This window comes from Chelativorans sp. YIM 93263, assembly GCF_028767125.1.
Taxonomy (GTDB): domain Bacteria; phylum Pseudomonadota; class Alphaproteobacteria; order Rhizobiales; family Rhizobiaceae; genus Chelativorans.
The window spans coordinates 468,807-489,947 of record NZ_JAKCWP010000002.1 but is presented as its reverse complement, the minus strand read 5'-3'; the positions used below and the strand labels follow the sequence as shown (position 1 = coordinate 489,947).

The 21,141-nt window shown below is 60.5% G+C and carries 20 protein-coding genes; 9 read left to right on the top strand and 11 right to left on the bottom strand.

What is annotated here, in order from left to right; genetic code table 11:
* Positions 1–5: 5 nt before the first annotated feature.
* From LY631_RS06515 to LY631_RS06505, 3 genes are all read left to right on the top strand, one after another.
* Positions 6–1,241, top strand: coding sequence for a putative DNA modification/repair radical SAM protein (locus LY631_RS06515; RefSeq protein WP_274424328.1), 1,236 nt, complete (start codon positions 6–8; stop codon positions 1,239–1,241).
* Complete coding sequence (locus LY631_RS06510) at positions 1,241–2,674, top strand: UdgX family uracil-DNA binding protein (protein ID WP_274424327.1); 1,434 nt, start codon at positions 1,241–1,243, stop codon at positions 2,672–2,674. Before LY631_RS06515 ends, LY631_RS06510 begins: the two co-directional genes overlap by 1 nt.
* A 78-nt stretch (positions 2,675–2,752) precedes the next feature.
* Positions 2,753–3,139 carry a MerR family transcriptional regulator gene (locus tag LY631_RS06505; RefSeq protein ID WP_274424326.1) on the top strand — a complete coding sequence of 129 codons (387 nt, stop codon included), beginning with the start codon at positions 2,753–2,755 and terminating at the stop codon, positions 3,137–3,139.
* Here LY631_RS06505 and LY631_RS06500 read toward each other — a convergent pair whose 3' ends face one another.
* Both LY631_RS06500 and LY631_RS06495 read right to left on the bottom strand, forming a co-directional pair.
* Positions 3,140–3,619 carry a methyltransferase family protein gene (locus LY631_RS06500; protein ID WP_274424325.1) on the bottom strand — a complete coding sequence of 160 codons (480 nt, stop codon included), beginning with the start codon at positions 3,617–3,619 and terminating at the stop codon, positions 3,140–3,142.
* A gap of 22 nt (positions 3,620–3,641) precedes the next feature.
* Positions 3,642–4,613, bottom strand: a complete 972-nt coding sequence (locus tag LY631_RS06495; RefSeq protein ID WP_274424323.1) for a heparan-alpha-glucosaminide N-acetyltransferase — start codon at positions 4,611–4,613, stop codon at positions 3,642–3,644.
* A gap of 150 nt (positions 4,614–4,763) precedes the next feature.
* On the opposite strand from LY631_RS06495, the gene LY631_RS06490 reads away from it, so the two are divergent.
* The gene (locus LY631_RS06490; RefSeq protein ID WP_274424321.1) at positions 4,764–5,597 is read left to right on the top strand and encodes an aldo/keto reductase; all 834 of its coding nucleotides are present in this window, start codon (positions 4,764–4,766) and stop codon (positions 5,595–5,597) included.
* A 201-nt stretch (positions 5,598–5,798) separates the two neighbouring features.
* Entirely contained in the window at positions 5,799–6,458 is a 660-nt protein-coding gene (locus LY631_RS06485) for an OmpA family protein (RefSeq protein WP_274424320.1), read from the top strand.
* Positions 6,459–6,508: 50 nt separating this feature from the next.
* Here the strand turns inward: LY631_RS06485 and LY631_RS06480 are convergent, their stop codons facing one another.
* From LY631_RS06480 to LY631_RS06465, 4 genes are all read right to left on the bottom strand, one after another.
* Positions 6,509–7,447: a pseudouridine-5'-phosphate glycosidase gene (locus LY631_RS06480; protein WP_445082846.1), complete on the bottom strand. Its 939-nt coding sequence runs from the start codon at positions 7,445–7,447 to the stop codon at positions 6,509–6,511.
* Complete coding sequence (locus tag LY631_RS06475; RefSeq protein WP_274424318.1) at positions 7,448–8,389, bottom strand: carbohydrate kinase family protein; 942 nt, start codon at positions 8,387–8,389, stop codon at positions 7,448–7,450.
* Positions 8,390–8,468: 79 nt separating this feature from the next.
* Positions 8,469–9,098: an exopolysaccharide biosynthesis protein gene (locus LY631_RS06470; RefSeq protein WP_274424317.1), complete on the bottom strand. Its 630-nt coding sequence runs from the start codon at positions 9,096–9,098 to the stop codon at positions 8,469–8,471.
* A 61-nt stretch (positions 9,099–9,159) separates the two neighbouring features.
* Positions 9,160–9,804, bottom strand: a complete 645-nt coding sequence (locus tag LY631_RS06465) for a DUF1638 domain-containing protein (RefSeq protein ID WP_274424316.1) — start codon at positions 9,802–9,804, stop codon at positions 9,160–9,162.
* Positions 9,805–9,851: 47 nt separating this feature from the next.
* Here LY631_RS06465 and LY631_RS06460 point away from each other — a divergent pair, with 47 nt between their 5' ends.
* The gene (locus tag LY631_RS06460) at positions 9,852–10,016 is read left to right on the top strand and encodes an entericidin (protein ID WP_445082845.1); all 165 of its coding nucleotides are present in this window, start codon (positions 9,852–9,854) and stop codon (positions 10,014–10,016) included.
* Between the two features lie 34 nt (positions 10,017–10,050).
* Here LY631_RS06460 and LY631_RS06455 read toward each other — a convergent pair whose 3' ends face one another.
* Positions 10,051–10,752, bottom strand: a complete 702-nt coding sequence (locus LY631_RS06455; RefSeq protein WP_274424314.1) for a corrinoid protein — start codon at positions 10,750–10,752, stop codon at positions 10,051–10,053.
* A 287-nt stretch (positions 10,753–11,039) separates the two neighbouring features.
* Here LY631_RS06455 and LY631_RS06450 point away from each other — a divergent pair, with 287 nt between their 5' ends.
* Positions 11,040–12,668, top strand: a complete 1,629-nt coding sequence (locus tag LY631_RS06450) for a trimethylamine methyltransferase family protein (RefSeq protein ID WP_274424313.1) — start codon at positions 11,040–11,042, stop codon at positions 12,666–12,668.
* 35 nt (positions 12,669–12,703) lie between these two features.
* On the opposite strand, the gene bmt is transcribed toward LY631_RS06450, so the two are convergent.
* Positions 12,704–13,723, bottom strand: a complete 1,020-nt coding sequence (bmt, locus tag LY631_RS06445; RefSeq protein ID WP_274424312.1) for a betaine--homocysteine S-methyltransferase — start codon at positions 13,721–13,723, stop codon at positions 12,704–12,706.
* 85 nt (positions 13,724–13,808) lie between these two features.
* A complete protein-coding gene (locus LY631_RS06440) occupies positions 13,809–14,669 on the bottom strand; it encodes a helix-turn-helix domain-containing protein (protein WP_274424310.1) in 861 nt (286 codons plus the stop codon).
* A 166-nt stretch (positions 14,670–14,835) separates the two neighbouring features.
* Here LY631_RS06440 and LY631_RS06435 point away from each other — a divergent pair, with 166 nt between their 5' ends.
* Positions 14,836–15,846, top strand: coding sequence for a fatty acid desaturase (locus LY631_RS06435; RefSeq protein WP_445082855.1), 1,011 nt, complete (start codon positions 14,836–14,838; stop codon positions 15,844–15,846).
* Between the two features lie 45 nt (positions 15,847–15,891).
* A complete protein-coding gene (locus LY631_RS06430) occupies positions 15,892–16,695 on the top strand; it encodes a phosphate/phosphite/phosphonate ABC transporter substrate-binding protein (RefSeq protein ID WP_274424307.1) in 804 nt (267 codons plus the stop codon).
* Between the two features lie 17 nt (positions 16,696–16,712).
* Here the strand turns inward: LY631_RS06430 and LY631_RS06425 are convergent, their stop codons facing one another.
* Entirely contained in the window at positions 16,713–19,304 is a 2,592-nt protein-coding gene (locus LY631_RS06425; protein WP_274424306.1) for a GcvT family protein, read from the bottom strand.
* 102 nt (positions 19,305–19,406) lie between these two features.
* The gene (locus LY631_RS06420) at positions 19,407–20,984 is read right to left on the bottom strand and encodes a trimethylamine methyltransferase family protein (RefSeq protein ID WP_274424305.1); all 1,578 of its coding nucleotides are present in this window, start codon (positions 20,982–20,984) and stop codon (positions 19,407–19,409) included.
* Between the last annotated feature and the right edge of the window lie 157 nt (positions 20,985–21,141).

Genomic DNA, 21,141 nt, shown 5'->3' with positions numbered 1-21,141 from the left:
TTCGCATGCCTCTCAACCTGCTTCAAAAACTGGAAATTCTCGCCGAAGCCGCTAAATATGACGCCTCTTGCGTTTCCTCCGGCGGTGATAAGCGCAAGGCGGGAAAGGGGCTCGGCTCCGTAACGGGCCAGAGCATTTGTCACGCCTTTACGCCGGACGGGCGTTGCGTGTCGCTTCTGAAAATTCTGCTGACCAACTTCTGTAAGTACGACTGCATCTATTGTGTCAGCCGGCGGTCGAGCAATGTCCGGCGCGCACGGTTTAAGGTCGATGAGGTGGTGCAACTTACGCTGGATCTGTATCGGCGCAACTGCATCGAGGGTCTGTTTCTTTCATCCGGCATCGCGCGCTCGGCCGACGAGACCATGGCCGACCTCGTGCGAGTGGCCAGAACACTGCGGCAGGAGCACGCTTTTCGTGGTTATATCCACCTCAAAACCATACCCGGGGCGAGTTCCGAATTGCTTGACGAAGCGGGGCTTTATGCCGACCGGCTCTCGATGAACGTTGAAATGCCGGCCGAGGCCGCGCTTGAAGAACTCGCGCCTGAGAAATCCGCCACCGAGATCAAGCAGGGTCTCGCGAGGACACGTGTGAAGATTGAGGCTTCTTCGGAACGGACGCGTGCGGGCAGGGCGCGGCCGCCGCGCTTTGCGCCGGCGGGCCAGAGCACACAGATGGTCGTAGGGGCGGACTCGTCTTCGGATCGCGATATATTGCGGGCTAGCGCCGGACTTTATGCTTCATACGCTCTGGAACGGGTCTATTACTCCGCCTTCAGCCCGACAGGCCATGCATCAGCCAGCTTGCCGGCCAGACCGACGCCGCTCATGCGCGAACACCGGCTCTATCAGGCCGATTGGCTTTTGCGCTTTTACGGTTTTACGCTGCCGGAAATAGAAGAGGCGCTGCCCGGCGGCATGCTTGATCTTTCGATCGATCCGAAGCTTGCCTGGGCGCTGACGCATCGGGACCTATTTCCGGTCGATATCAACCGGGCAAGCCGCGAGATGCTGTTGCGGGTTCCGGGGCTGGGCACGCGGGCGGTGGACGGCATCATCGCCGCGCGCAAGCACGCTAGCCTTCGCCTTGCCGAGCTTAAGCGGCTGACCAACTCGGTGGCGCGCGTGCGGCCCTTTATCACCACGCCGGACTGGCGGCCGCGCGCGCTCCTGGACGATGCGCATCTGAAAGACCGGCTTGCGCCCAAGCCTCAGCAACTTTCCCTGGCGCTCTCCTGATGCTTATGGTTTCGCTGCCGGCGGATTGTGATGAGGAGGGTTTTCGGGCCGCGGCCCGGCAATGCCTCGCACGCAATCTGCCACCTGAACAGATAGCCTTCACGGATGAGCAAACCGGCTCACTGTTCGATACGCTCGAAACCAACGTACCGGAGAGCGGTGTGCAGGTTCACGTCCCCCGCCGCTTTTTGACACTGCTTTCGAAAGTACTCTGCCATCGCGCGCCGGATCGGTTTTCGCTCCTTTATCGCCTCCTGTGGCGTATTCGAAAAGGTGAGCACAATGTCCTGAACCGGATTGCCGATGCCGATGTCCAGCAGGCTGAACGCTATGCCAAGGCGGTTGATAAAGACGTTTATCGCATGCATGCCTATGTTCGGTTTTCTGAGCGCGAGATCGATGGCGCTAGAGTCTTCGTCGCCTGGCATGAGCCGCAGCACTTTATATTGAATCGCGCGGCGTCCTTCTTCGTCGACCGGTTCAGCAACATGGACTGGCTCATCTGTACGCCCATCGGCACGATAGCCTGGCGTGACCAGAAACTGGATTTCGGCCCGGCGGAAGCGCGTCCGGCCTCGGCAGGGGACGCTGTCTTGGATGAGCTTTGGACCGCTTATTACCGCACAACCTTCAATCCCGCGCGTCTGCGCGTGAACGCCATGACAGCGCAGATGCCGAAGCGTCACTGGCCCACCATGCCGGAAACTGCCTTTATCCCGGAAATGGTGCATCAGGCGCAAAACCGTATCAAAGCAATGGAAGAGCGCGCGCCCGATGCGCGGCCCCGTTTCGCCGACGTGCTTGCCGAACGCATGCGCCGTGCCGAGCCGGTCGTCTCGCATCCGGATTCCTTCGAAGCCATGCGCAACGAGATACATTCCTGCCGGGAATGCCCGCTGCATGGCCCGGCTACGCAGGCGGTATCCGGTGAAGGACCGCTGGATGCGTCCGTCATGTTCGTGGGAGAGCAGCCGGGTGATCAGGAGGACCTTTCAGGTCGGCCTTTCGTTGGGCCGGCGGGCCAACTGTTCGACCGGGCGCTGGCCGAAATCGGCATTGAACGCAAGAAGACCTATGTCACCAATGCGGTGAAGCATTTCAAGTTCGAGCCGCGCGGCAAGAGGCGCGTGCACAGCAAGCCGTCCGCCGGCGAGGTTTCCGCCTGCCGGTTTTGGCTTGATCGGGAAATCCGGACCGTGTCGCCCAAGCTGATCGTTGCGTTGGGAGCGACGGCCATACTTGGCCTCACGGGCCGCTCCATGGCGGTGACCAAGGAGAGGGGGCGCATTCTTGATCTGAACGGGTGTTCGCTTCTCGTGACCGTTCATCCTTCCTATCTGCTGCGGCTGCCGAACCCGGACGCCGCGGAGGCGGAGTATCAGCGTTTCCTTCAGGATCTGAGCCTTGCAAAGCGTTGGTACGAAGCCGCATGAAAAATTACGAAAAAGCATGAATTGACTTCTACGTAAATCAAGTGAAGGGTCCGGCTACAGCTTCAAGGTGGTAGGTGCATGCGGGACTATTATACGATTACTGAATTAACCCGCGAGTTCGGCATCTCGACGCGTACGCTCCGTTTTTATGAGGATGAAGGGCTCATTCATCCGGTGCGGCGCGGGCGGACGCGGCTGTACCGCCCGTCTGATCGCCATCTTTTACGCCAGATTTTGCGAGGACGGCGGCTCGGCTTTTCCGTTTCCGAGATCCGCGAGATCATACAGATTTACAAGGAACCGCCAGGCGAAGTGGGGCAATTGCATCTGCTCGTCGAAAAGATTGAGGAAAAGCGGCAGGCCTTGCGGCAGAAGCGGCGCGATCTCGAAGAAGCGCTGCAGGAACTGGATGAAGCCGAGGAAGCTTGTGTGGAGCGGCTGGCCGAACTCGGCGTCAAGACCTGATCAGAACCAGCGCCGGGCTTTTTTCTGATAGTCGCGAAAACGCTTCCCGAAACGCAGCTCCAGATGGCGTTCTTCGGGCTCGATTGCGAGTTTCTGCGTGGCGAACGCGGCTGCAAGGCCAAGCACGAAGAACCAGACACTTCCGGAAATCATGCCGATCGCGAACATCAAGACCGTATTGCCGAGGTAAATCGGATTGCGGCTGATGGCGAATGGTCCCGTCGTCACCAGATGATTGGCGCCTTTGGTGGGATGGATCGTCGTGTTGCCGCGCTGCAAGGCACGAAAGGCGCCGATATAGAGATACGCTGCGGCGAGCACGAGTAAGCAACCGATTGCGAAGAGAATATCGGATAGGGGCGGGAGCAGCCACGGCAGCGGCACGGCATAATTGAGCAGAACGCTGATCGCGATGGCAGCCAGATACAGGACGGGCGGCCAAGGGAAGCGGCTTGGCGCGTGTTCAAGCGAATCGCTCATCAATCCCCTCCCATACGCTTCATTATCTTGCCGACGATTGGCCATTGTTCTCAACGGTGCACTGGAAGGCAAGATCGTTCAACCAGTTTCTGGTCTCCTCATCCGGCTGGGTGGCGTAAAGGTCGTCGAGGCGATTCTGCGCCTCCGCGTTGTCGAATACACAAGAGCAGTAGGCGCGGCAGAACGCTTCGTCCCGCTCCGCGGCGCATTGGGTCGTGCAGGCATCACGGTTGAACGTAGCGGTGGCGGTAGCGGGTGGTGGCACGACTTGCACAAACAACCAGACTGCCGAAATCAATACCGGCTGGTGAAGCAGGTAAAAGGCCAGGCTGTGCTGGCCGATAGCGGGTAGAAGCGGCAGTTTTCGCGCGGGCCGGATAGCAGCCATCGGCTGAAGGAGATTGGCCAAGGCGGCGAATTTTGTCGCTGCAATTCCAAGGATCACGGCAGAGAACCACGGGAAAATCGGGAAGAAATCATTTGACGGGCGCACATTGTTCGAAAGGCCGGTCCACCAGAAGGCAGGCTGGTTGAGGAAATCGGCGTGAATGTAGTGCGGTGCGGTTATCACTGCGGCAGCAAGTGGGAGCAAAATGACCACCGGCAGTCTCAGAATCAGGAGACCAAGGACGCTGGCGACCGCGATGTGATGGAGAATGCCAAAGTAAATGAAGCCATTCGGGGTCGCAAAATATGTGACGAGAGTGATAGCGCCCGCAGCCAAAATAATCACACCCAAACGTTTCGCGAAGGAGTGCAATCGAATGCCCTGACCGTGGGCGAGATAGAGGCTGACGCCGACCAGAAAGAGGAAAGAACTGGCAATCGACCGGGCGAAGATTTTCCAGCCGCCGGTCACGGAGGTCCCGGGCTCCAAATAGCCGAAAGCATCGAGGTCCCAGGTGAAGTGATAGACGGCCATGGCGACCAGCGCCCCGCCGCGGGCAATATCAATAAGCTCGATCCGAGGAAGTTTTACCTGGTCCGATTGCATTGCCTTCTCCCGGATAAATCCAATGTCTTTGGCCCTTGATGCGCAGGCAGTCGTTATGTTCATACGGAGCGCATATATTGAGATGGGTCAACGGGGCTGGATGCTTGCGCGCAGATATCGTGTCGAATGGAAGAGAGGAGCAGGCGTGCCATGAGGAAGCTGGTTGCGAATGGAGCCGAAATTCCGGTGATAGGGCTTGGGACCTGGACCTTGTCGGGGCGTGCCTGCTCCGAACTCGTGGAGCACGCGATCGAACATGGATACCGCCACGTCGATACCGCCGCCATGTATGACAATGAGCGTGAAGTGGGCGAGGGGATCCGGGCCTCCGGCCTGTCGCGCGAAGAACTTTTTCTGACCACGAAAGTATGGTGGACGGATCTTTCGGCCGACGATCTTCGGCGCTCGGCTGCGCGCAGCCTGGAACGGCTCGGCACGGATTATGTGGACCTGCTGCTGATCCATTGGCCGAACCCGGATATTCCGCTTGCCGAAACCATGGAAGCGCTCAACCGGGTTCGCGATGAGGGACTTACCCGTCACATCGGTGTATCCAATTTTCCCACCCGCACTCTTGCCGAGGCCGTGAAGCGTTCGGCGGCACCTCTGGTTGCCAATCAGGTCGAATATCATCCTTATCTCAACCAGGATAAGGTGCTCGCGGCCTGCCGCCAGCATGGAATGGCCATGGTTTCCTTTGCGCCGCTTTACAGGGGTGGGCCGCTACTGAACGAGCCGGCGGTGAAAGCGGCGGCAGGACGTCATGGCAAGACGCCGGGACAAGTGATCCTGCGCTGGCACCTGCAGCAGGAGGATGTGGCCGTTATCCCCCGTACCAGCCGCAAGGAGCGCCTGGCCGAGAACGCCGACGTTTTCGACTTCGCACTGGAGCCGGAGGAGATGGAGGCGATCAGCGCGTTGCGCGCAGCGGGGGCGCGGATTTGCGATTACGAGTTCTCCCCGGAATGGGACGCGCAATCATAGCTATACTGGAAGCGTCGGGCGGGACCGGGCCACTAGTGTCTTAAAGGCTGCCGGAGGGCAAGTTCTCCATTGGCTCCTGCATCGCGGTGAGTAGGTGCTGTTGATGCTGCTTTTGCCGCATTTATGCTAGAAGGGCGCGAGGGACGTGATTCTCGCGGCGTTCCCGCGGGCTGAAGTTGTGCTGACAGGAGAGGATGCTTGATGTTCAAGAAGATAATTGCCGTTGCCATGGTCTGCGGTTTCGCGGCGGGGTGCGTGACGTCCACCGATCCCTATACGGGACAGCAAAAAATTTCTAACACTGCTGGCGGCGCGGCACTGGGCGCACTTGCTGGCGCGGGACTGGGGCTTCTCGCTGGTGGTGACGATCGGCGCAACGCGCTTATCGGCGCCGGCGTTGGTGCGCTGGCCGGTGGTACGATCGGCAACTACATGGACCGGCAGGAAGCGCAATTGCGTGACCAGCTTCAGGGGACCGGCGTCAGCGTGACGCGCATGGGAGACCATATCGTCCTGAACATGCCGTCGAACATCACCTTCTCAACCGATTCGTCCGACATCCAGTCCGGTTTCTACCCGACACTGAATTCGGTGGCCCTCGTGCTGAGACGCTATGATCAGACGCTGGTCGACGTGTATGGCTATACGGATTCCACGGGTTCGGAGAGTCACAATCTCGACCTGTCCCAGCGCCGTGCAGGATCTGTTGCCAACTACCTGGTTTCGCAGGGCACGGATGGCCGCCGCTTCGCCGTCATCGGCCGCGGCGAGGCAGACCCGGTCGCTTCGAATGCCACGCCGGAGGGCAGGGCGCAGAACCGGCGCGTGGAAATCCGCCTTTCGCCGCTCACTGCCGGCTAGCAAACCGGTATCGGCGCTCGCGCCATTGCGGGCGCAGCGCCATTCCCTCGCTAGCCAGCGAGAGCTGTTGCAATGCGCGCCGCAAGGCGCGCATTGTTTTTTACGAGTGCGATGTTGGTTTCCAGACTGCGGCCGTGGGTGATCTTTAAAATTCGGTCGAGCAGGTATGGCGTGACCGCCTTTCCGCGAATCCCCTCCACGCGCGCGTCTGACTGGGCCCGCGTTATGTACTGGATCATTTCATCCGCGGGAATTTCCGCTTCGGCCGGGACGGGATTTCCGATCAGCATTCCGCCGGCAAGACCGAGCGTGGCTCTGGTCTGGTGAAAGCGGGCGATTGCCTCGGGCGTGTCGAGCTGAAGAGGTGCGCGGCAATTTGATTCGCGCGACCAGAAGGCCGGCATCATCCTGGCTTTGTAGCCCACGACCGGCACGCCGCGCGTTTCCAGAACTTCCAGCGTCTTCGGAATGTCGAGAATCGCCTTCGGTCCGGCCGAAACGACGATGACCGGCGTGCGCGCCAGCTCCTCGAGATCGGAGGATATGTCGAAGCTTGCTTCCGCTCCTTTGTGAACGCCGCCGATGCCCCCGGTTGCGAAGACAGGGATCCCGGCGAAATGGGCTCCGATCATCGTGGCTGCAACCGTCGTGCCGCCGCTTCGGCCCTCGGCAATGGCAAAGGCAAGGTCGGCCCGCGAGAGCTTCATGGCGTCCCTGCGCTGCGCCAGATCCTTGCGCTCCTCCGCCGATAACCCGATCTTCAGGCGGCCGTCTATCACCGCGATGGTGGCCGGCACGGCACCTTCTTCGGCAATAATTGTTTCGACGTCTGCCGCCATTTCATTATTCTGCGGCCAGGGCATGCCGTGAGTGATGATCGTGCTTTCCAACGCCACGACCGCCCGTTTTGCAGCCAGCGCTTCGGCTACCGGCGGGTGAATATCGACCTTTTCGAGCGAAGACATCGGAACTCCTGTTTCGGCTGCCATTCAGGGGTGGTTGTTTATGGGCGGGACGGAGGCAAGCGCGTCGCCAAAGGTGCGGCTGCCCACGCGCGGGGCAGCTCGGTCGCTTTCCACGACCAGTTTTGCGGCCGCCATGCCCTCGCGAACTGCTTCGGCCAGGGTAAAACCGCGCATCAAGGCTGCAACTGACGCGCCTGCGAGTGCATCTCCGGCGCCAGTCACGTCGGCAACGTTGTGCACCTTCGGTGGTGCGATCTCCGTGTATCCCTCGTTATCAAACATAAGCGCAGGTGCATCTCCCGCGGTGATTACACCCGCGCGAAGGCCCTTTTCACGAAGAATTCGCACTGCCTCTTCGATGGGCCTTTCCGCCTCCAGGCCAGCCAGTCTCCGGGCTTCCCGGCGGTTCATGAACAGGACCGCGAGCGACCCGAGAACCAGTTCGAGCCTCACGACCTTCGCCGGAGAGATCGCGATGGCGTAGACCGGCTTGTTTTCGGCAAGAACCGCGAGCTGCTGTAATGCCTCGGCCGGCATATTGGCGTCGCACAACACTGCGTCCGAATTCGCAAATGCCTCGCGCAGCTTTCGGCGCTGAAGTTGTTTTGCAAACCCCAACTCGTAAAGGTGCATGTCCGCCAGGCCGGTAACGAGATCGCCGTTCTGGCTGAGGATGGCGGTATAGCTGGGTGTCGTGCGGTCGAGGAAAGTTGCCGAAAGGTCGTCTATGCCGGTTTCCTCTATCGTTTCCGCGACCTTCTGGCCGGCTGCATCCCCGCCGCGCAATGAGAATAGCGAAACAGATAGCCCCCGCTGAACGGCCATGCGGGCCGCATTCAGCACGGCTCCGCCCACTTCCTCACTCATGCTACCGGGATTGGATGCCTCGGCAACGTACGGGCCATGGACCCGGCCTCGACGGTCAATATGTGCGCCGCCGACAGCAAGGAGGTGCGGCTCGGCCATTCATGATTCCTCAGGTGAAGAATATTATTGTGACGAGCGTCGCTTAAATCCAACCGGTGCCGGTCTGCAAGAGATATTCCTATCCGGCAAGGAAATTGGCCAGCAGCGAGGCTGCGCTGATCAGGGCTGCAAACAGAGTGAGGGCAAGCATGCTGACGATGACTGCGATCGCGAAAAGCAAGCCGTCGCGCTCGGAAAGCGCGAGGCCCGTCAGTGCGCAGGCGAGCGCAGGGAACCAGTTGCCGAAGGGGACTGGTAACGTAGTTGCGATGGCGAGCACGAGCACCAGCAAACCGACGATCCGGTCGGTCCGCCTGTGAGAGGGCCACATGCGCGGTCGGATGAAGCGCTCGATCCACTCCAGTCTAGGGGCGAAGCGGTCGCTCATACGCCGAAACGTTTCTGCCGTTACGGATCGCCGAAGCAGGAAGCGCGGGAGCCATACCGTGCGGCGGCCGACGATCATTTGCACCGCGAGCAACAGCAGAGGTGCACCTAGGATCAACGTACTGCCGGGAGGAAACGGAAGAAGATTGAGGCAGGAGAAGAGCACAAGCAGTGTAGCAAAGCTCCGGTCGCCCAGTGCTTGGCGAATCTGCTCAAAGGTTATGGTGCCTTCAGCTTCGCGGGCCAGATCGTTGAGGATTCGGGATATCCGCCGCGGCGGCAGCTGAAACTGCGCGTCCAAACCGGTCCCTTCAGCCCGCATGCCCGTTTTCCTTTGCTGAATGCGAATGCCCGCTGCATTTTCGGACATCGCGGTTAAACATTCATAAGGAATCAGGCAAGTTTACGGTTCCAGCGGCGCTCTTCAGGACTTTTTGAAGGTCGCCATAGCCCGTGAAGCGGCGCTCATACTCCAGGTCAAGCAGGCGCGCGGCGTCCTTCGCCACCTTTTCGAGCTCGGGATCTTCGGTCTGGGCCAGGTAAATGAGCTTTTGGTAATTGCCGAAAAAGTCCGGGATAAGCTCCGGATGCCGATCCAGCCCGAGGGGTTTTAGGAAAAACGTCTCGAAGTGGCGGCAGAGGAAATCGGTCATGTAGAAGGACATCATGTCCTGCTCTTCCATCCGGGCGAAGGCGTCGAGGCCCTGGTAAAATGCAAAGCAGTGCGGTCCCGCAATACGTTCGACGCCGTGCCGCTCGCACACGCGATCCAGGTCTCCGCCCGTGCCGCAATCGGCATATCCGACAAAGATGTGGCGGTAGCCCCGATTCTTCGCTTGCGAGATTGCCTGGTCGAGCGCCGGCGGAATGCGGTCCGGGTAGTAGTGATACTCGGCAGGCAGGCAGGTGATCTCCAGGTGATCGAAGCCAAGCTTCTCACGAACCGCGAGAACCTCACGTGCGATCATCCCACAGGCAATCACCAGAACATTTTTGCTCTCAGCACGTTTGGAAGCTGTCCTATTCATTTCGTTTTCCCGCGCCAAAGGCGCGTTACCAGACGGAGAAGCACATCATGACACAGCGCATCTTTTCAAGGCTTGCCATTCTAATCGCCGTTGCCGGCCTCGCGGGTGGCTGTGCCAATACGATCCGCGGTGCGGGCCAGGACACGGCCAATGTCGTCGATGCCACGCAGGATGCGGGGCGCAACATCGCGACTGAGACGCAGACCTACTAAACTCTTCGCGAGCTCTTTTCGCGCTCCGCGGCGCTCAGTTCGCCGCCGCGAGGTTGTGTTTGCGTTTCATGAATTCCTTGGCGGTTTCGACCGCCACGGCAGCATCTCGGCAGTAGGCATCCGCGCCGACGGCCCTTCCGAACTCCTCGTTGAGCGGCGCACCGCCGACGAGAACTATGTAGTCGTCGCGGATGCCTTTTTCCTTCATCGTGTCGATAACCACCTTCATGTAAGGCATGGTGGTCGTCAGGAGGGCGGACATGCCGATAATATCCGGCTGGTGCTCCTCGATCGCCTCCAGGTAATTTTCGACCGGGTTGTTGATGCCAAGGTCGATGACGTCGAAGCCAGCTCCCTCCATCATCATGCCGACGAGATTCTTACCGATATCGTGGATGTCGCCCTTCACGGTGCCGATCACCATTTTGCCCTGCTTTGGCGCGCCGGTCTCGGCCAGGAGTGGGCGCAGTATGTTCATACCCGATTTCATGGCGTTGGCCGACAACAGCACTTCCGGCACGAAGAGGATGCCGTCGCGGAAATCCTCGCCGACGACACGCATCGCCTCGACAAGAGCCTCGGTGAGAACCCTATATGGTTGCCAGCCGCGGTCGAGCAGGATACGCGTGCCTTCCTCGACTTCTTCCTTCAGCCCGTCATAAAGATCATCGTGCATCTGCTGCACAAGTTCATCGTCGGGAAGCTCGGAAAGGATAATCTCGTCGTTGTCGGACATTCCAGGCTCCTGCCGTTTCCTGTCAGGCCTTTGGCCACGGACATTTACGTCGCAAGTTAAGCCTCGTGCGGGGTGTTTCCATAGCTGATTTGCGACGTCTTGCACAAAGAAAGCGACTGAATGTTACACGGAAGCGATTTTTACGGAGCCTTACAAGCAGTCGCTCCCCGGGCCTTAACGGCCTCTATGCGACACGGTCTGGCGTTTGCGGAACGTTCGCCTGTACGCGTTTGATTACCATGTCGATATTTAAGCTTCGCCCTATTTCAGGGAAGCAGAGGCGCGCCATGTCGAAGGATGTAAAGATGGACCAGGATCCGGCGACGAACCAGGAATTGACCACTGAAGCCGGCGAGAGCAGGAAAGGCCGTTCCGGCCGGGAACGTGGCGGCCGTGGAGAACGCGGAGGTGCAGCCGCCCGCCGCGCGGCACGGGGCGGTAGCGGGCCGGGACAGCAACTCGGTTACATACGTCGTCCCCTGCGGCCTTATGAGGTTTTGGACGAAGAAGGGTTGGGCATTGTCGAGGCGAACGCCGATACGATCCTCGAAGAAATCGGTATCGAGTTTCGCGACGATCCGGAAGCGCTTCAGCTTTGGAAGGAAGCCGGAGCGGAGGTAAAGGGCGAGCGTGTGCACTTTCCCAGGGGACTGTGCCGTGAGCTCCTGAAAACCGCCCCGTCAACCTTCACTCAACACGCGCGCAACCCGGAGCGCTCCGTCGAAATCGGCGGCAACACGACCATTTTCGCCCCCGTCTACGGGCCGCCCTTCATTCGCGACCTCGACGGCAACCGCCGTTATGCAACGCTGGAGGATTTCCGCAATCTGGTGAAGCTGGCCTATATGGCGCCGCCGATTCACCATTCGGGCGGGACAGTGTGCGAGCCGGTGGACGTGCCGGTGAACAAGCGCCATCTCGACATGATCTATTCGCACATGCGCTTGTCCGACAAGCCGTTCATGGGCTCGGTGACGGCACCCGAGCGCGCCGAGGACACGGTGGCCATGGCGCGCATCCTGTTCGGCGAGGAATTCGTCGATCAGAACACGGTCGTCATCAACCTTATCAACGCGAACTCGCCCATGGTGTTCGATGAGACGATGCTGGGTGCTGCGAAGGTCTATGCCCGGGCCAACCAGGCCTGCATCATCACACCATTCATCCTGGCAGGTGCCATGAGCCCGGTGACCGTAGCCGGCACGCTGACCCAGGTCTTGGCGGAAGTGATGGCAGGTGCCGCCTTCACGCAGCTTGTGCGTCCGGGCGCGCCGGTGGTTTTCGGCACGTTTGCCTCTTCCATTTCCATGCAGTCCGGTGCTCCGACCTTCGGCACGCCCGAGCCTTCGCTCGTCTCCTACGGAGCGGCACAACTCGCCCGCAGGCTGGGCCTTCCCTTCCGCACGGGCGGATCGCTGACCGCATCGAAGATTCCGGATGCGCAATCGGCTTATGAAAGCGCGAACACGTTGAACGCGACAGTGCTCGCCGGCACCAATTTCGTGCTCCACGCGGCCGGGTGGCTGGAGGGTGGGCTGGTTTCGTCCTTCGAGAAATTTATGATGGACATTGATCAACTCGGTATGCAGCAGCGCCTGTGCGAGCCGCTCGACCTCTCGGAGAACGGGCAGGCAATGGATGCCATCCGAGAGGTCGGGCCGGGCAACCATTATCTAGGCTGCAGCCATACCCAAGCCAACTTCCAGAACGCCTTCTATCGCTCTTCTATTGCGGATAACAATTCCTATGAGCAGTGGGCGAGCGACGGCGAGAAGACCGCGCAGCAGCGCGCCAACGAACTCGCCCGCCAGTGGCTCGATGCCTATCAGGCGCCAACTCTGGACGAGGGCATCGACGAGGCGTTGCAGGACTATGTTGCGCGGCGCAAGGACTCCATGCCCGACGCCTTCTCGTGAGAGGTGCGGACGGCAGCCTATCCCGTCGGTTTAAATCAAGCGCGTGCCCGCCGCCGCTGCCGGCGGTTTGGTCCGGCGCTATCGGCGCCGCTCTGGGCGGCAGCCTTGTTTCGCATCGGCCCGACGCGTGACTCGATGTCCTGCACGCTGGGTCGGGCGCCTTTCCGATGCTCGTCGAGCGCCTTGCGCATGGCGGCAAGATGCTCGAAGGACGTGCCGCAGCAGCCGCCGATGATCCTGGCGCCGCCATCAACCGCCAGGCGCACATAATCGGCCATGAGCTCCGGCGTGCCTGAATAATGGATTTCCGAGCCGTGGAACTCCGGGATGCCGCAATTGCCCTTAACGACGATCTTGGCGTCGGGCTGGGCTTCCGACATGTCCAGCAATGCGGCAAGGATGTCTGGCGCGCCGACGCCGCAATTGGCGCCCACGGCGACAGGCCTTTCGGAGAGTTCATCGACCACACCGTGGATATCCTTTGGCGCCAGGCCCATCATGGTGCGTCCGGCCGTGTCGAAAGAGCCCGTATATGTGTAGGGGAGCCCGACCCGGATTGCCGCCTCCGCCGCCGCACGGATCTCGTCGGGCGCCGACATGGTCTCGATCCAGGCGACCTCCGCGCCGCCGGCCTTCAGCCCCTCGATCTGCTCGGCAAATGCGTTCACCGCATCCTCGTAAGCCATCGCCCCGAGCGGCACCAGAAGCTCACCGGTGGGGCCCACAGAGCCGGCGACGATGACGCGCCGACCTGCACTTGCCGCCACGCGGCAGGCGATTTCCGCAGCTTTCTTGTTGATCTCGAAAACGCGATCCTGCGCGCCGTGCAGTTTCAGCCGCTGACGGGTTCCGCCGAAGGAGTTGGTGAGAATGATATCGGAGCCCGCCTCGACGAATCCGCTGTGCAGGGCCTCCACCTTTTCCGGTGCATCTTCATTCCACAATTCGGGCGCTTCACCCGATTGCAGGCCCATATCGAAAAGGTTAGTGCCGGTCGCGCCGTCGGCAAGAAGCACGCCTTTCTCTGCGATCAGAGCGTCGATCGGGTTCTGCATGGCAGCCGCCTTTCCAGTCGGAAACGCCATTCTGATAGCTGTATAAAGATATAAAGAAGTCTTTATATAACGTCAAGTAAAGCATTCAATCAAACGAAAGTGATTGAACGAAATCCGCTGTCTCATGGGCGTTTACTTCGGCAGCGCGGATCAGATTATCGAAATGGCGGGTGAGGGTGGCCACGGACTGTGTTGCGTTCAGCACGAGGTACATGCCGCCGATATAGAGCGCGGCGCGATAGGGACCGAACACCGTGTAGGGCGCGGAATAGCGCCTCCGCCCGTCATAGAGAAAAAGGCGGAACGTCGGGTAGAGGTCCTTCAGCAGTTGCGTCATATGGGCGATTTGCTCGACCCGCACATCCAGCGGAAGATTTTGCCAGATCCCTTCGCCCCTTGCGAAAACCTCGAGGGTTTGCCTGGACATGCAGACTTCCATGTCTGTCTCGGGGCGGCGGTTATAGTCTACCCGATACCGGGCTTCGCCGATCTGTGCTTCGCGGCTTTGGAGGGCTGTTTCCGCCTCGTAGAGGATGACGTGCTCCGTGCGCAGCAGATCGGGGATGGTCGAGGGCACATAGCGGATCTTGGTGCCGATGGCTTCGGCATGCCACCGGGCGAGCAGGGTCTGCCCGAAGCCGCCTTCGGCTTCCGCGATCTCCAGATTTTCGCGTAGTTCGCCCGTGATGCCTTCATCATGGCTGAGGCCCAGCAGCCAGTCGAGCGAGACCTGATGCCGGGCGGCAATGTTCATGAGCGTTTCGGCGCGCGGCAAGCGTGCAGAACTGCCGGCCAGAAGCTGCGACAGCGCCGAGCGGTCGATCCCGACCGCAGCAGCAAATGCCGACTGGTTCAGCCCAGAGCGCTGGAGCAGCGTTCTCAACCGCTGGCGGAAGACCTCAGAAAGGTCGCGCTTGTCGGGTGGGTTCTTCGTTGTGTCGTCCATGGACGATACTCCGCATTTGTTTTCTTTCGTAAACATTTGCAGGATTTGCTTTCAAGACGCAACGCATTGTGCGCATTCTCTCGTTGCCGGTCCGCGGGCCTCCTGTCAAAAAGTGTCAGTAGCCTTTCGCGACGCATTCAGCGTGTTGTGGCACCGCAGGAAAATGATGGAAACGAGAGACAAGAGCCGGCACGGCCGCCCGGCGATTGAGTGGCCGACATTTGTGCTGATTTTTCTATGTTATTCAGCTTGGGGCGCGGCCGGCTTTGCTCTTTGGCCGGATTGGCCGATTGCTGCGCTTGTGGTTCTGACCTTTACGATTGCCCTTCAATCATCGCTCATGCACGAGTGTCTGCACGGGCATCCCACGCGCAGCGCAGCGGTCAATGAGATCCTTGTCGGATTGCCGATCGGCCTTGTCTATCCTTATCGCCGCTTCAAGGCCTTGCATCTGCGACACCATGCGGATGAGCGGCTGACCGACCCGTTCGAGGATCCCGAGAGCTACTACCGCGCCCTTTGGCATTATAAAGAGTTGCCGCGCGCGGTTCGGTTGCTCCTGCAGATCAACAACACGATGGCTGGCCGTTTCATCCTCGGGCCGCTGATCATGAACGTCGCGTTTTTCGCCTCCGAGACGAAGCTGATCGCCGCGGGCGACCGCGATGTTCGAAAAGCGTGGAGCTTGCACGTCCTCGGGTTGGCAGTCGTTGTGCCGATCATCTCCTATGGCTTCGGTATGCCGCTGTGGATGTATGTACTGGTGCCTGCTTGGCTTGGACAGTCGTTGATCGCCATTCGCACCTTTGCCGAGCATCAGTGGTCCGAGCGGCCGGACGGCCGCACCATCATCGTGGAGCGTTCGCTGCTTTCCCTGCTGTTCCTCAACAACAATCTGCATCTGGTACATCACAAACTTCCGGCAGCACCCTGGTATGCGCTACCGCGGCTTTATCGGGAACGCCAGGAGGAATGGTTGCGCCGCAACGGCGGCTATGCCTATCCGGGTTATTTTGCGCTTCTCAAGGATTTTGCCTTTCGCGCGAAGGAGCCGGTGGTGCATCCGGTGCTTCATCGCGATCCGTATGCGCCACGCGCTTTCCGTCCGCGTGCACAAGGCCGCTCGTTGGCCGGCGCGGGAACCATACCCATCCCGGCAAGACCGGCGAAGGAATGAGAGTGAAGCCTTGCGTTCCTTCGCTCTTGCGGTCGATATGATCCCATGAGCACCTTCGTTACCGCCTTTCCGATGTATGACTGGCCTGAGACGCTTGCCGAGACCGACGCCGAATGGTCGCAGCTTTGCCATGCGTTGAGGGCGGAAGATTTTGACGCGCCGGCGTGGCTTACACGCCGCAATGCCGATATGCCGGCGGTGCCGGGCGGCATCCGCGACGCCGAAGGTCGGTTGATCGCGCCGGATCCGGCTACCCTTCCGCCGGATGAACTCGACCTCGGTGTGTTGTGGCGGCATCCGGCCCTTCTGCTTGCGCAGACCTGCTGGGGGCCGATGGAAGCCGGGCTCGATAAGTATGTGCAAGTCGTTGGCCAGCCGGATTATTCGGCCCATGAGGGCGGAGAGGGGCAGCTTTATTCGAGCGCGATCCTGATGCGGCGCGGCGAGGCGCCGGCGATCACCGCTTCCGCCGATGCGGGTGCCCGCATCCCTTTAGAGAAGCTGCGCGGCAAGCGCTTGGCCTACAACGAACCCAATTCCATGTCCGGTTTCATTGCCCTGCGGCGCGATCTGGAGATTATGGGCGAAGGCTTTTCACTGTTTCCGGAGCAATTCGAGACGGGCTCCCACCGTGCCTCCGCGCTCGCCGTTGCCGAAGGCAGGGCGGACGTCTGTGCTGTCGACTGCCGCACCTGGACGCTCATCCTGCGTTTCGAGCCTGCATCCGCCGGTCTGGTGGTCGCCGGCTGGACGGGGCGGCGAAAAGGCCTGCCGTTCATCACCAGCTGGACGACACCACCAGAGCACTTGGCGCTCCTCCGCCGCGCGCTCGGTCCCTTCCCTCCTTAACATTGTAGTTGGAGGGGCTATCCCCGCATCCGCTCTCCATTCGGATCGAAGGGCGGCTCGACCGTAATACGGGCACGACGGCGCTGACCAAGAATTTCAATCTCGAACAGGTCTTCGCTTTCGTCCTCTGCCAATCCCGCCGGGACGTAGCCCTGGGCGAGGGATTGTTTGACGAAATGGCCGTAGCCACCTGAGGTGATCCAGCCCACGACGCGCCACTCTCCGTCGGTGATGCCGAGGATCGCGGAGGCGTCTCTCTCCTCATGAGAGAGAGATGTTCGCTCAGCGGACAGAGGGGATCGGTCGGCGCCAAACCTTGATGCTCCGTAGCCATGCGGCTTTTCGACCGTGCCGAAATCCCGATCACCGACCTTTGCCCAGATCGGCTCGTCACCCATTACGTCGGCATCCAGTGCGTCCACGACGAAGGAGACGCGGCAGATCTTTGGGCCTTCAGTTCGTTCCTTGAGCGCCGCATCGCGCCCTATGAAATCATTCTTCTCAAGGCGGACGAAGCGCTCCATAGCCCCTTCGAACGGGCCGTAGATCGGACGCAGTTCGCGGAACCAGGTGGGGAAATTTTTCTCCAGCCGCATGGCAAGCAGCGCGCGCATGCCGAAGTCGACGATGCCGAACTCTGCGCCCGCGTCCTTGATGTTCTCGTAGACCCGGCGCTGATAGGCCGGCGGCATCCAGATCTCGTAACCGAGATCGCCGGTATAACTGAGGCGATTGACCATACACGGCGCGCCCGCCACATCCAACTCGCGGAAGTCCATGAAGCGGAAAGCTTCCTTCGAAACATCGGCATCGGTGAGCTTTTCAAGCACCGCGCGAGATTTCGGCCCGGCGATGGAAAGGCCGACGAGCGTCTGGTCGAAACGGTGGATGCGTATGGAGCCGTCAGCCGGCATGTGTGTTTCAAACCAGCGCATATGATAGATTTGCGCCGCGGAAGAGCCCCACATCATAAAGCGGTCGTTGCCGGCCTTCGCTATTGTGAAGTCGCCGATCAGCTTGCCGAACTGGTTGAGCATGGGCGACAGAACAATGCGCCCGGCCTTCGGCATGCGGTTGGTCATGAGGCGATTGAGAAAGGCTTCCGCGCCTGTGCCGGTGACTTCGTATTTGGCGAAGTTGGCGATTTCGGTCACGCCAACACCATTCCTGACGGCACGCACCTCGTTCCCGACATGCTCAAAATCGTTCGAGCGGTGGAAGGAGACGACGTCCTGGGCCTCGGTGCCTTTGGGCGCGAACCAGAGAGGTGTTTCCAAGCCCCAGCTGTCACCCATCACGGCATTGTTGTCGCGCACCATCACGTCGTAGAGCGGCGTCGTCTGTGCTGGCCGGGCGGCGGGGAGCTCCTCGTTGGGGAAGCGGATGGAGAAGCGTCGCGAGTAGTTTTCGCGGACCTTGGCGTTGGTGTAACGCAGGGTCGCCCATTCGCCGAAGCGGGCCACATCCATGCCCCAGATGTCGAAGCCCGGATCGCCATCTACCATCCAGTTCGCCAGCGCCAGCCCCACGCCGCCGCCCTGGCTGAAGCCGGCCATGACCGCGCAGGCACACCAGAAATTGGTCAGGCCCTGGACGGGACCGACCAGCGGATTGCCGTCCGGGGCGAAGGTGAAGGGGCCGTTGATGACCTGCTTGATCCCGGCGTTTTCCAGCGCGGGGAAGTGGCGGAAGCCGACCTCCAGCGAAGGGGCGATACGGTCGATGTCGGGCTGGAGCAGTTCGTGGCCGAAATCCCAGGGCGTGTCGACCGGCGACCAGGGTTTGCAGGCTTTTTCGTAGGTGCCGAGCAGGACGCCGTTACGCTCCTGGCGCGTGTAAATCTCGCCCTTGAAGTCGATCACGCCTATCAGCTCGCGGCCGGTTGAGCGGTTGAACTCCTCCACTTCCGGCATGGGCTCCGTGAGCAGATACATGTGCTCCATGGCCAGAAGCGGCAGTTCAAGCCCCACCATGCGGCCTACCTCGCGGCCCCACAGACCACCGCAATTGACCACGTGCTCCGCTTTCACTGTGCCTTTTTCGGTCACCACATTCCAGGTGCCGTCCGGTTTTTGCGTGATTTCGATCACTCTGTTGCGAAGCTCGATCTCGGCGCCCAGCTTGCGCGCCGCCCTGGCGTAGGCATGGGTAGTACCAGAGGGGTCGAGATGGCCTTCCACCGGATCCCATAGGGCGCCGACGAAGTGGCTCTCGTCCATGAGCGGGAACATGGACTTGGCCTCGGATGGAGTGATCAGCTCGGTCTCCATGCCGAGATAGCGCCCTTTGGCGTGGACGAGGCGCAGGAAGTCCATGCGCTCCGGGCTGTCGGCCATCATCACGCCGCCCGTCAAGTGCAGTCCGCAGGACTGACCTGACAACTCCTCGATCTCCTTGTAGAGCTGCACCGTATAGGCCTGCAGTTTGGCCACGTTCGGATCGCCGTTCAGCGTGTGAAACCCGCCGGCTGCATGCCACGACGAACCGGAGGTCAGCTCCGAGCGCTCGATGAGAAGCACATCTGTCCAGCCGGCGCGGGCCAAATGATAAAGCACCGAGCATCCAACTACGCCGCCGCCGATGACCACCGCTTTTGCTTGGGTTCTCATGGGGTTATTTCCGCTTCTGAAGATTTTGATTCCGGAGATAAACGAAGCGCAAGTCAGGCGCTGAACCATCTTCGGCCAAACGGCCGTCCCACATCACCATCTTTAAAAATCCGTCGGCGCCCCGCCTTCGCGGGTGCGGCGTTCGACGAATTCGTTAAGTTCATCGCGGATAGCCTCTTCCATGGGCGGTTCCTCGTAGAGGGCCAGCCGCTCCTTCCAGAGGCGGTTCGCATGTTCTATGGAGGTCGGGGCACCAGCTTGTGCCCAGCTCTCATAATTGCGCCAATCGGAGATCATGGGGGAGTAAAACGCCGTTTTGTAGCGCGCCTGCGTGTGCTGCGAGCCGAAGAAGTGGCTGCCCGGCCCGACCTCGCGTATGGCCTCGACCCCAAGCGCGTCTTCCGAAAGGTCGAGGGGCGTCAGGAACTCGGCGACCATCTGTAGAAGTTCGAAATCGAGCATCATTTTTTCATAGGAACAGCACAGTCCGCCCTCTAGCCAGCCAGCGGCATGCTTCATCAAGTTTGTGTGGCCCTGAATGCAGCCCCAGAGCGAGAACACGCTCTCATAGGCGGCTTGAGCATCCACCGTGTTGGCCGCGCAGACGTTGGAGCTGCGGTAGGGGATCTTATAGCGGCGGGCGAGTTGTCCGCCGATAAGCTGCGCCTTCATATATTCCGGTGTGCCGAAAGCGGGAGCACCGGAGCGCATATCTACGTTCGATGTGAAGCCGCCATAGCCAACGGGTGCGCCTTTCCGCACCATTTGCGAGAAGGCAAGTGCGGCGAGCGCCTCGGCGTTTTGCTCGACCAGGGCGCCGGCAATGGTAACAGGCGCCATTGCGCCGGCGAGTGTGAAGGGCGTGACGATCACCACCTGGCCTTGGGTGGCCATCTGGATGATGCCTTCCATCATCGGAATATCGAGCCTGAGCGGCGAGTTTGTATTGATGACCGTGAAGCAGGAGGGCTCGTCGATGAACTGCTCGCGGCTCACCCCGCGGGCAATGCGGGCGATCTCAATGCCATCCAGATTGCGCTCGCGCCCCAGCGAATAGATGTGGAAGGTCTTGTCCGTGAGGGTGGTGATGTCGCGCAGACACTCCAGATGCCGGATGCTGGGATGGACGTCGATCGGCTCCACCGGATAGCCGCCCAGGCAATGGACGATGTTGTGCATCTGCCCGAGCTTCACGAAATTGCGAAAATCGGCCTGATTGCCAGGCCGCCGCCCGCCGTCCATATCGGAGCAGTTCGGCGCGGAGGCCATCTGCGCCAGGATGATGTTATCGCCACCCACGCGCAGATCATGCGCGGGATTGCGCGCGTGCACTGTGTATTCAGCGGGACAGTGGGAAATGAACTCGAGCACCATATCGGGGTCGAAGCGCACACGCTGCGTATCCTCGTCCACATCGGCGCCATGGCGGCGCATGATGGCGCGCGCTTCGTCATGCAGTACGTCGACGCCGATTTCCTTCAGCACGCGCAAGGAGGCGAGGTGAATGGATTCGAGTTCGTCCTCGGAGACGATCTGCGTCGGAGGGAAGGGTATGCGAAGCTGGCGGAAGGGCGGTTGCTCGAAACTTCCCGCGCCCGCGCCCCGTTTGCCCGCGCGTCCGCCCCGGCGCGGGCGGCTGGTCGCAGTCTGCGCATTCTCAGGCGTGCCGGAAACGTTCATGTTTTTCCTCGTGCCTGTTATAGAATGGAGACATGATGAACCCCTCTGCCGCTGCCCAACACGGGCAAGGCGACGGAAAGCGCAAGAGAAGCGACATTCTCGTGACGCTTTCGGATAATCAGTAACGGTCGTGCTTGAAGGGAGGATCGGTATCCGG

Excerpts from the sequence above, each read along its gene's own strand:
- LY631_RS06515 (WP_274424328.1), top strand. The coding sequence starts at position 6 with ATGCCTCTCAACCTGCTTCAAAAACTGGAAATTCTCGCCGAAGCCGCT.
- LY631_RS06510 (WP_274424327.1), top strand. The coding sequence starts at position 1,241 with ATGCTTATGGTTTCGCTGCCGGCGGATTGTGATGAGGAGGGTTTTCGG.
- LY631_RS06505 (WP_274424326.1), top strand. The coding sequence starts at position 2,753 with ATGCGGGACTATTATACGATTACTGAATTAACCCGCGAGTTCGGCATC.
- LY631_RS06500 (WP_274424325.1), bottom strand. The coding sequence starts at position 3,619 with ATGAGCGATTCGCTTGAACACGCGCCAAGCCGCTTCCCTTGGCCGCCC.
- LY631_RS06495 (WP_274424323.1), bottom strand. The coding sequence starts at position 4,613 with ATGCAATCGGACCAGGTAAAACTTCCTCGGATCGAGCTTATTGATATT.
- LY631_RS06490 (WP_274424321.1), top strand. The coding sequence starts at position 4,764 with ATGAGGAAGCTGGTTGCGAATGGAGCCGAAATTCCGGTGATAGGGCTT.
- LY631_RS06485 (WP_274424320.1), top strand. The coding sequence starts at position 5,799 with ATGTTCAAGAAGATAATTGCCGTTGCCATGGTCTGCGGTTTCGCGGCG.
- LY631_RS06480 (WP_445082846.1), bottom strand. The coding sequence starts at position 7,447 with ATGGCAGCCGAAACAGGAGTTCCGATGTCTTCGCTCGAAAAGGTCGAT.
- LY631_RS06475 (WP_274424318.1), bottom strand. The coding sequence starts at position 8,389 with ATGGCCGAGCCGCACCTCCTTGCTGTCGGCGGCGCACATATTGACCGT.
- LY631_RS06470 (WP_274424317.1), bottom strand. The coding sequence starts at position 9,098 with ATGCGGGCTGAAGGGACCGGTTTGGACGCGCAGTTTCAGCTGCCGCCG.
- LY631_RS06465 (WP_274424316.1), bottom strand. The coding sequence starts at position 9,804 with ATGAATAGGACAGCTTCCAAACGTGCTGAGAGCAAAAATGTTCTGGTG.
- LY631_RS06460 (WP_445082845.1), top strand. The coding sequence starts at position 9,852 with ATGACACAGCGCATCTTTTCAAGGCTTGCCATTCTAATCGCCGTTGCC.
- LY631_RS06455 (WP_274424314.1), bottom strand. The coding sequence starts at position 10,752 with ATGTCCGACAACGACGAGATTATCCTTTCCGAGCTTCCCGACGATGAA.
- LY631_RS06450 (WP_274424313.1), top strand. The coding sequence starts at position 11,040 with ATGTCGAAGGATGTAAAGATGGACCAGGATCCGGCGACGAACCAGGAA.
- bmt (WP_274424312.1), bottom strand. The coding sequence starts at position 13,723 with ATGCAGAACCCGATCGACGCTCTGATCGCAGAGAAAGGCGTGCTTCTT.
- LY631_RS06440 (WP_274424310.1), bottom strand. The coding sequence starts at position 14,669 with ATGGACGACACAACGAAGAACCCACCCGACAAGCGCGACCTTTCTGAG.
- LY631_RS06435 (WP_445082855.1), top strand. The coding sequence starts at position 14,836 with ATGGAAACGAGAGACAAGAGCCGGCACGGCCGCCCGGCGATTGAGTGG.
- LY631_RS06430 (WP_274424307.1), top strand. The coding sequence starts at position 15,892 with ATGAGCACCTTCGTTACCGCCTTTCCGATGTATGACTGGCCTGAGACG.
- LY631_RS06425 (WP_274424306.1), bottom strand. The coding sequence starts at position 19,304 with ATGAGAACCCAAGCAAAAGCGGTGGTCATCGGCGGCGGCGTAGTTGGA.
- LY631_RS06420 (WP_274424305.1), bottom strand. The coding sequence starts at position 20,984 with ATGAACGTTTCCGGCACGCCTGAGAATGCGCAGACTGCGACCAGCCGC.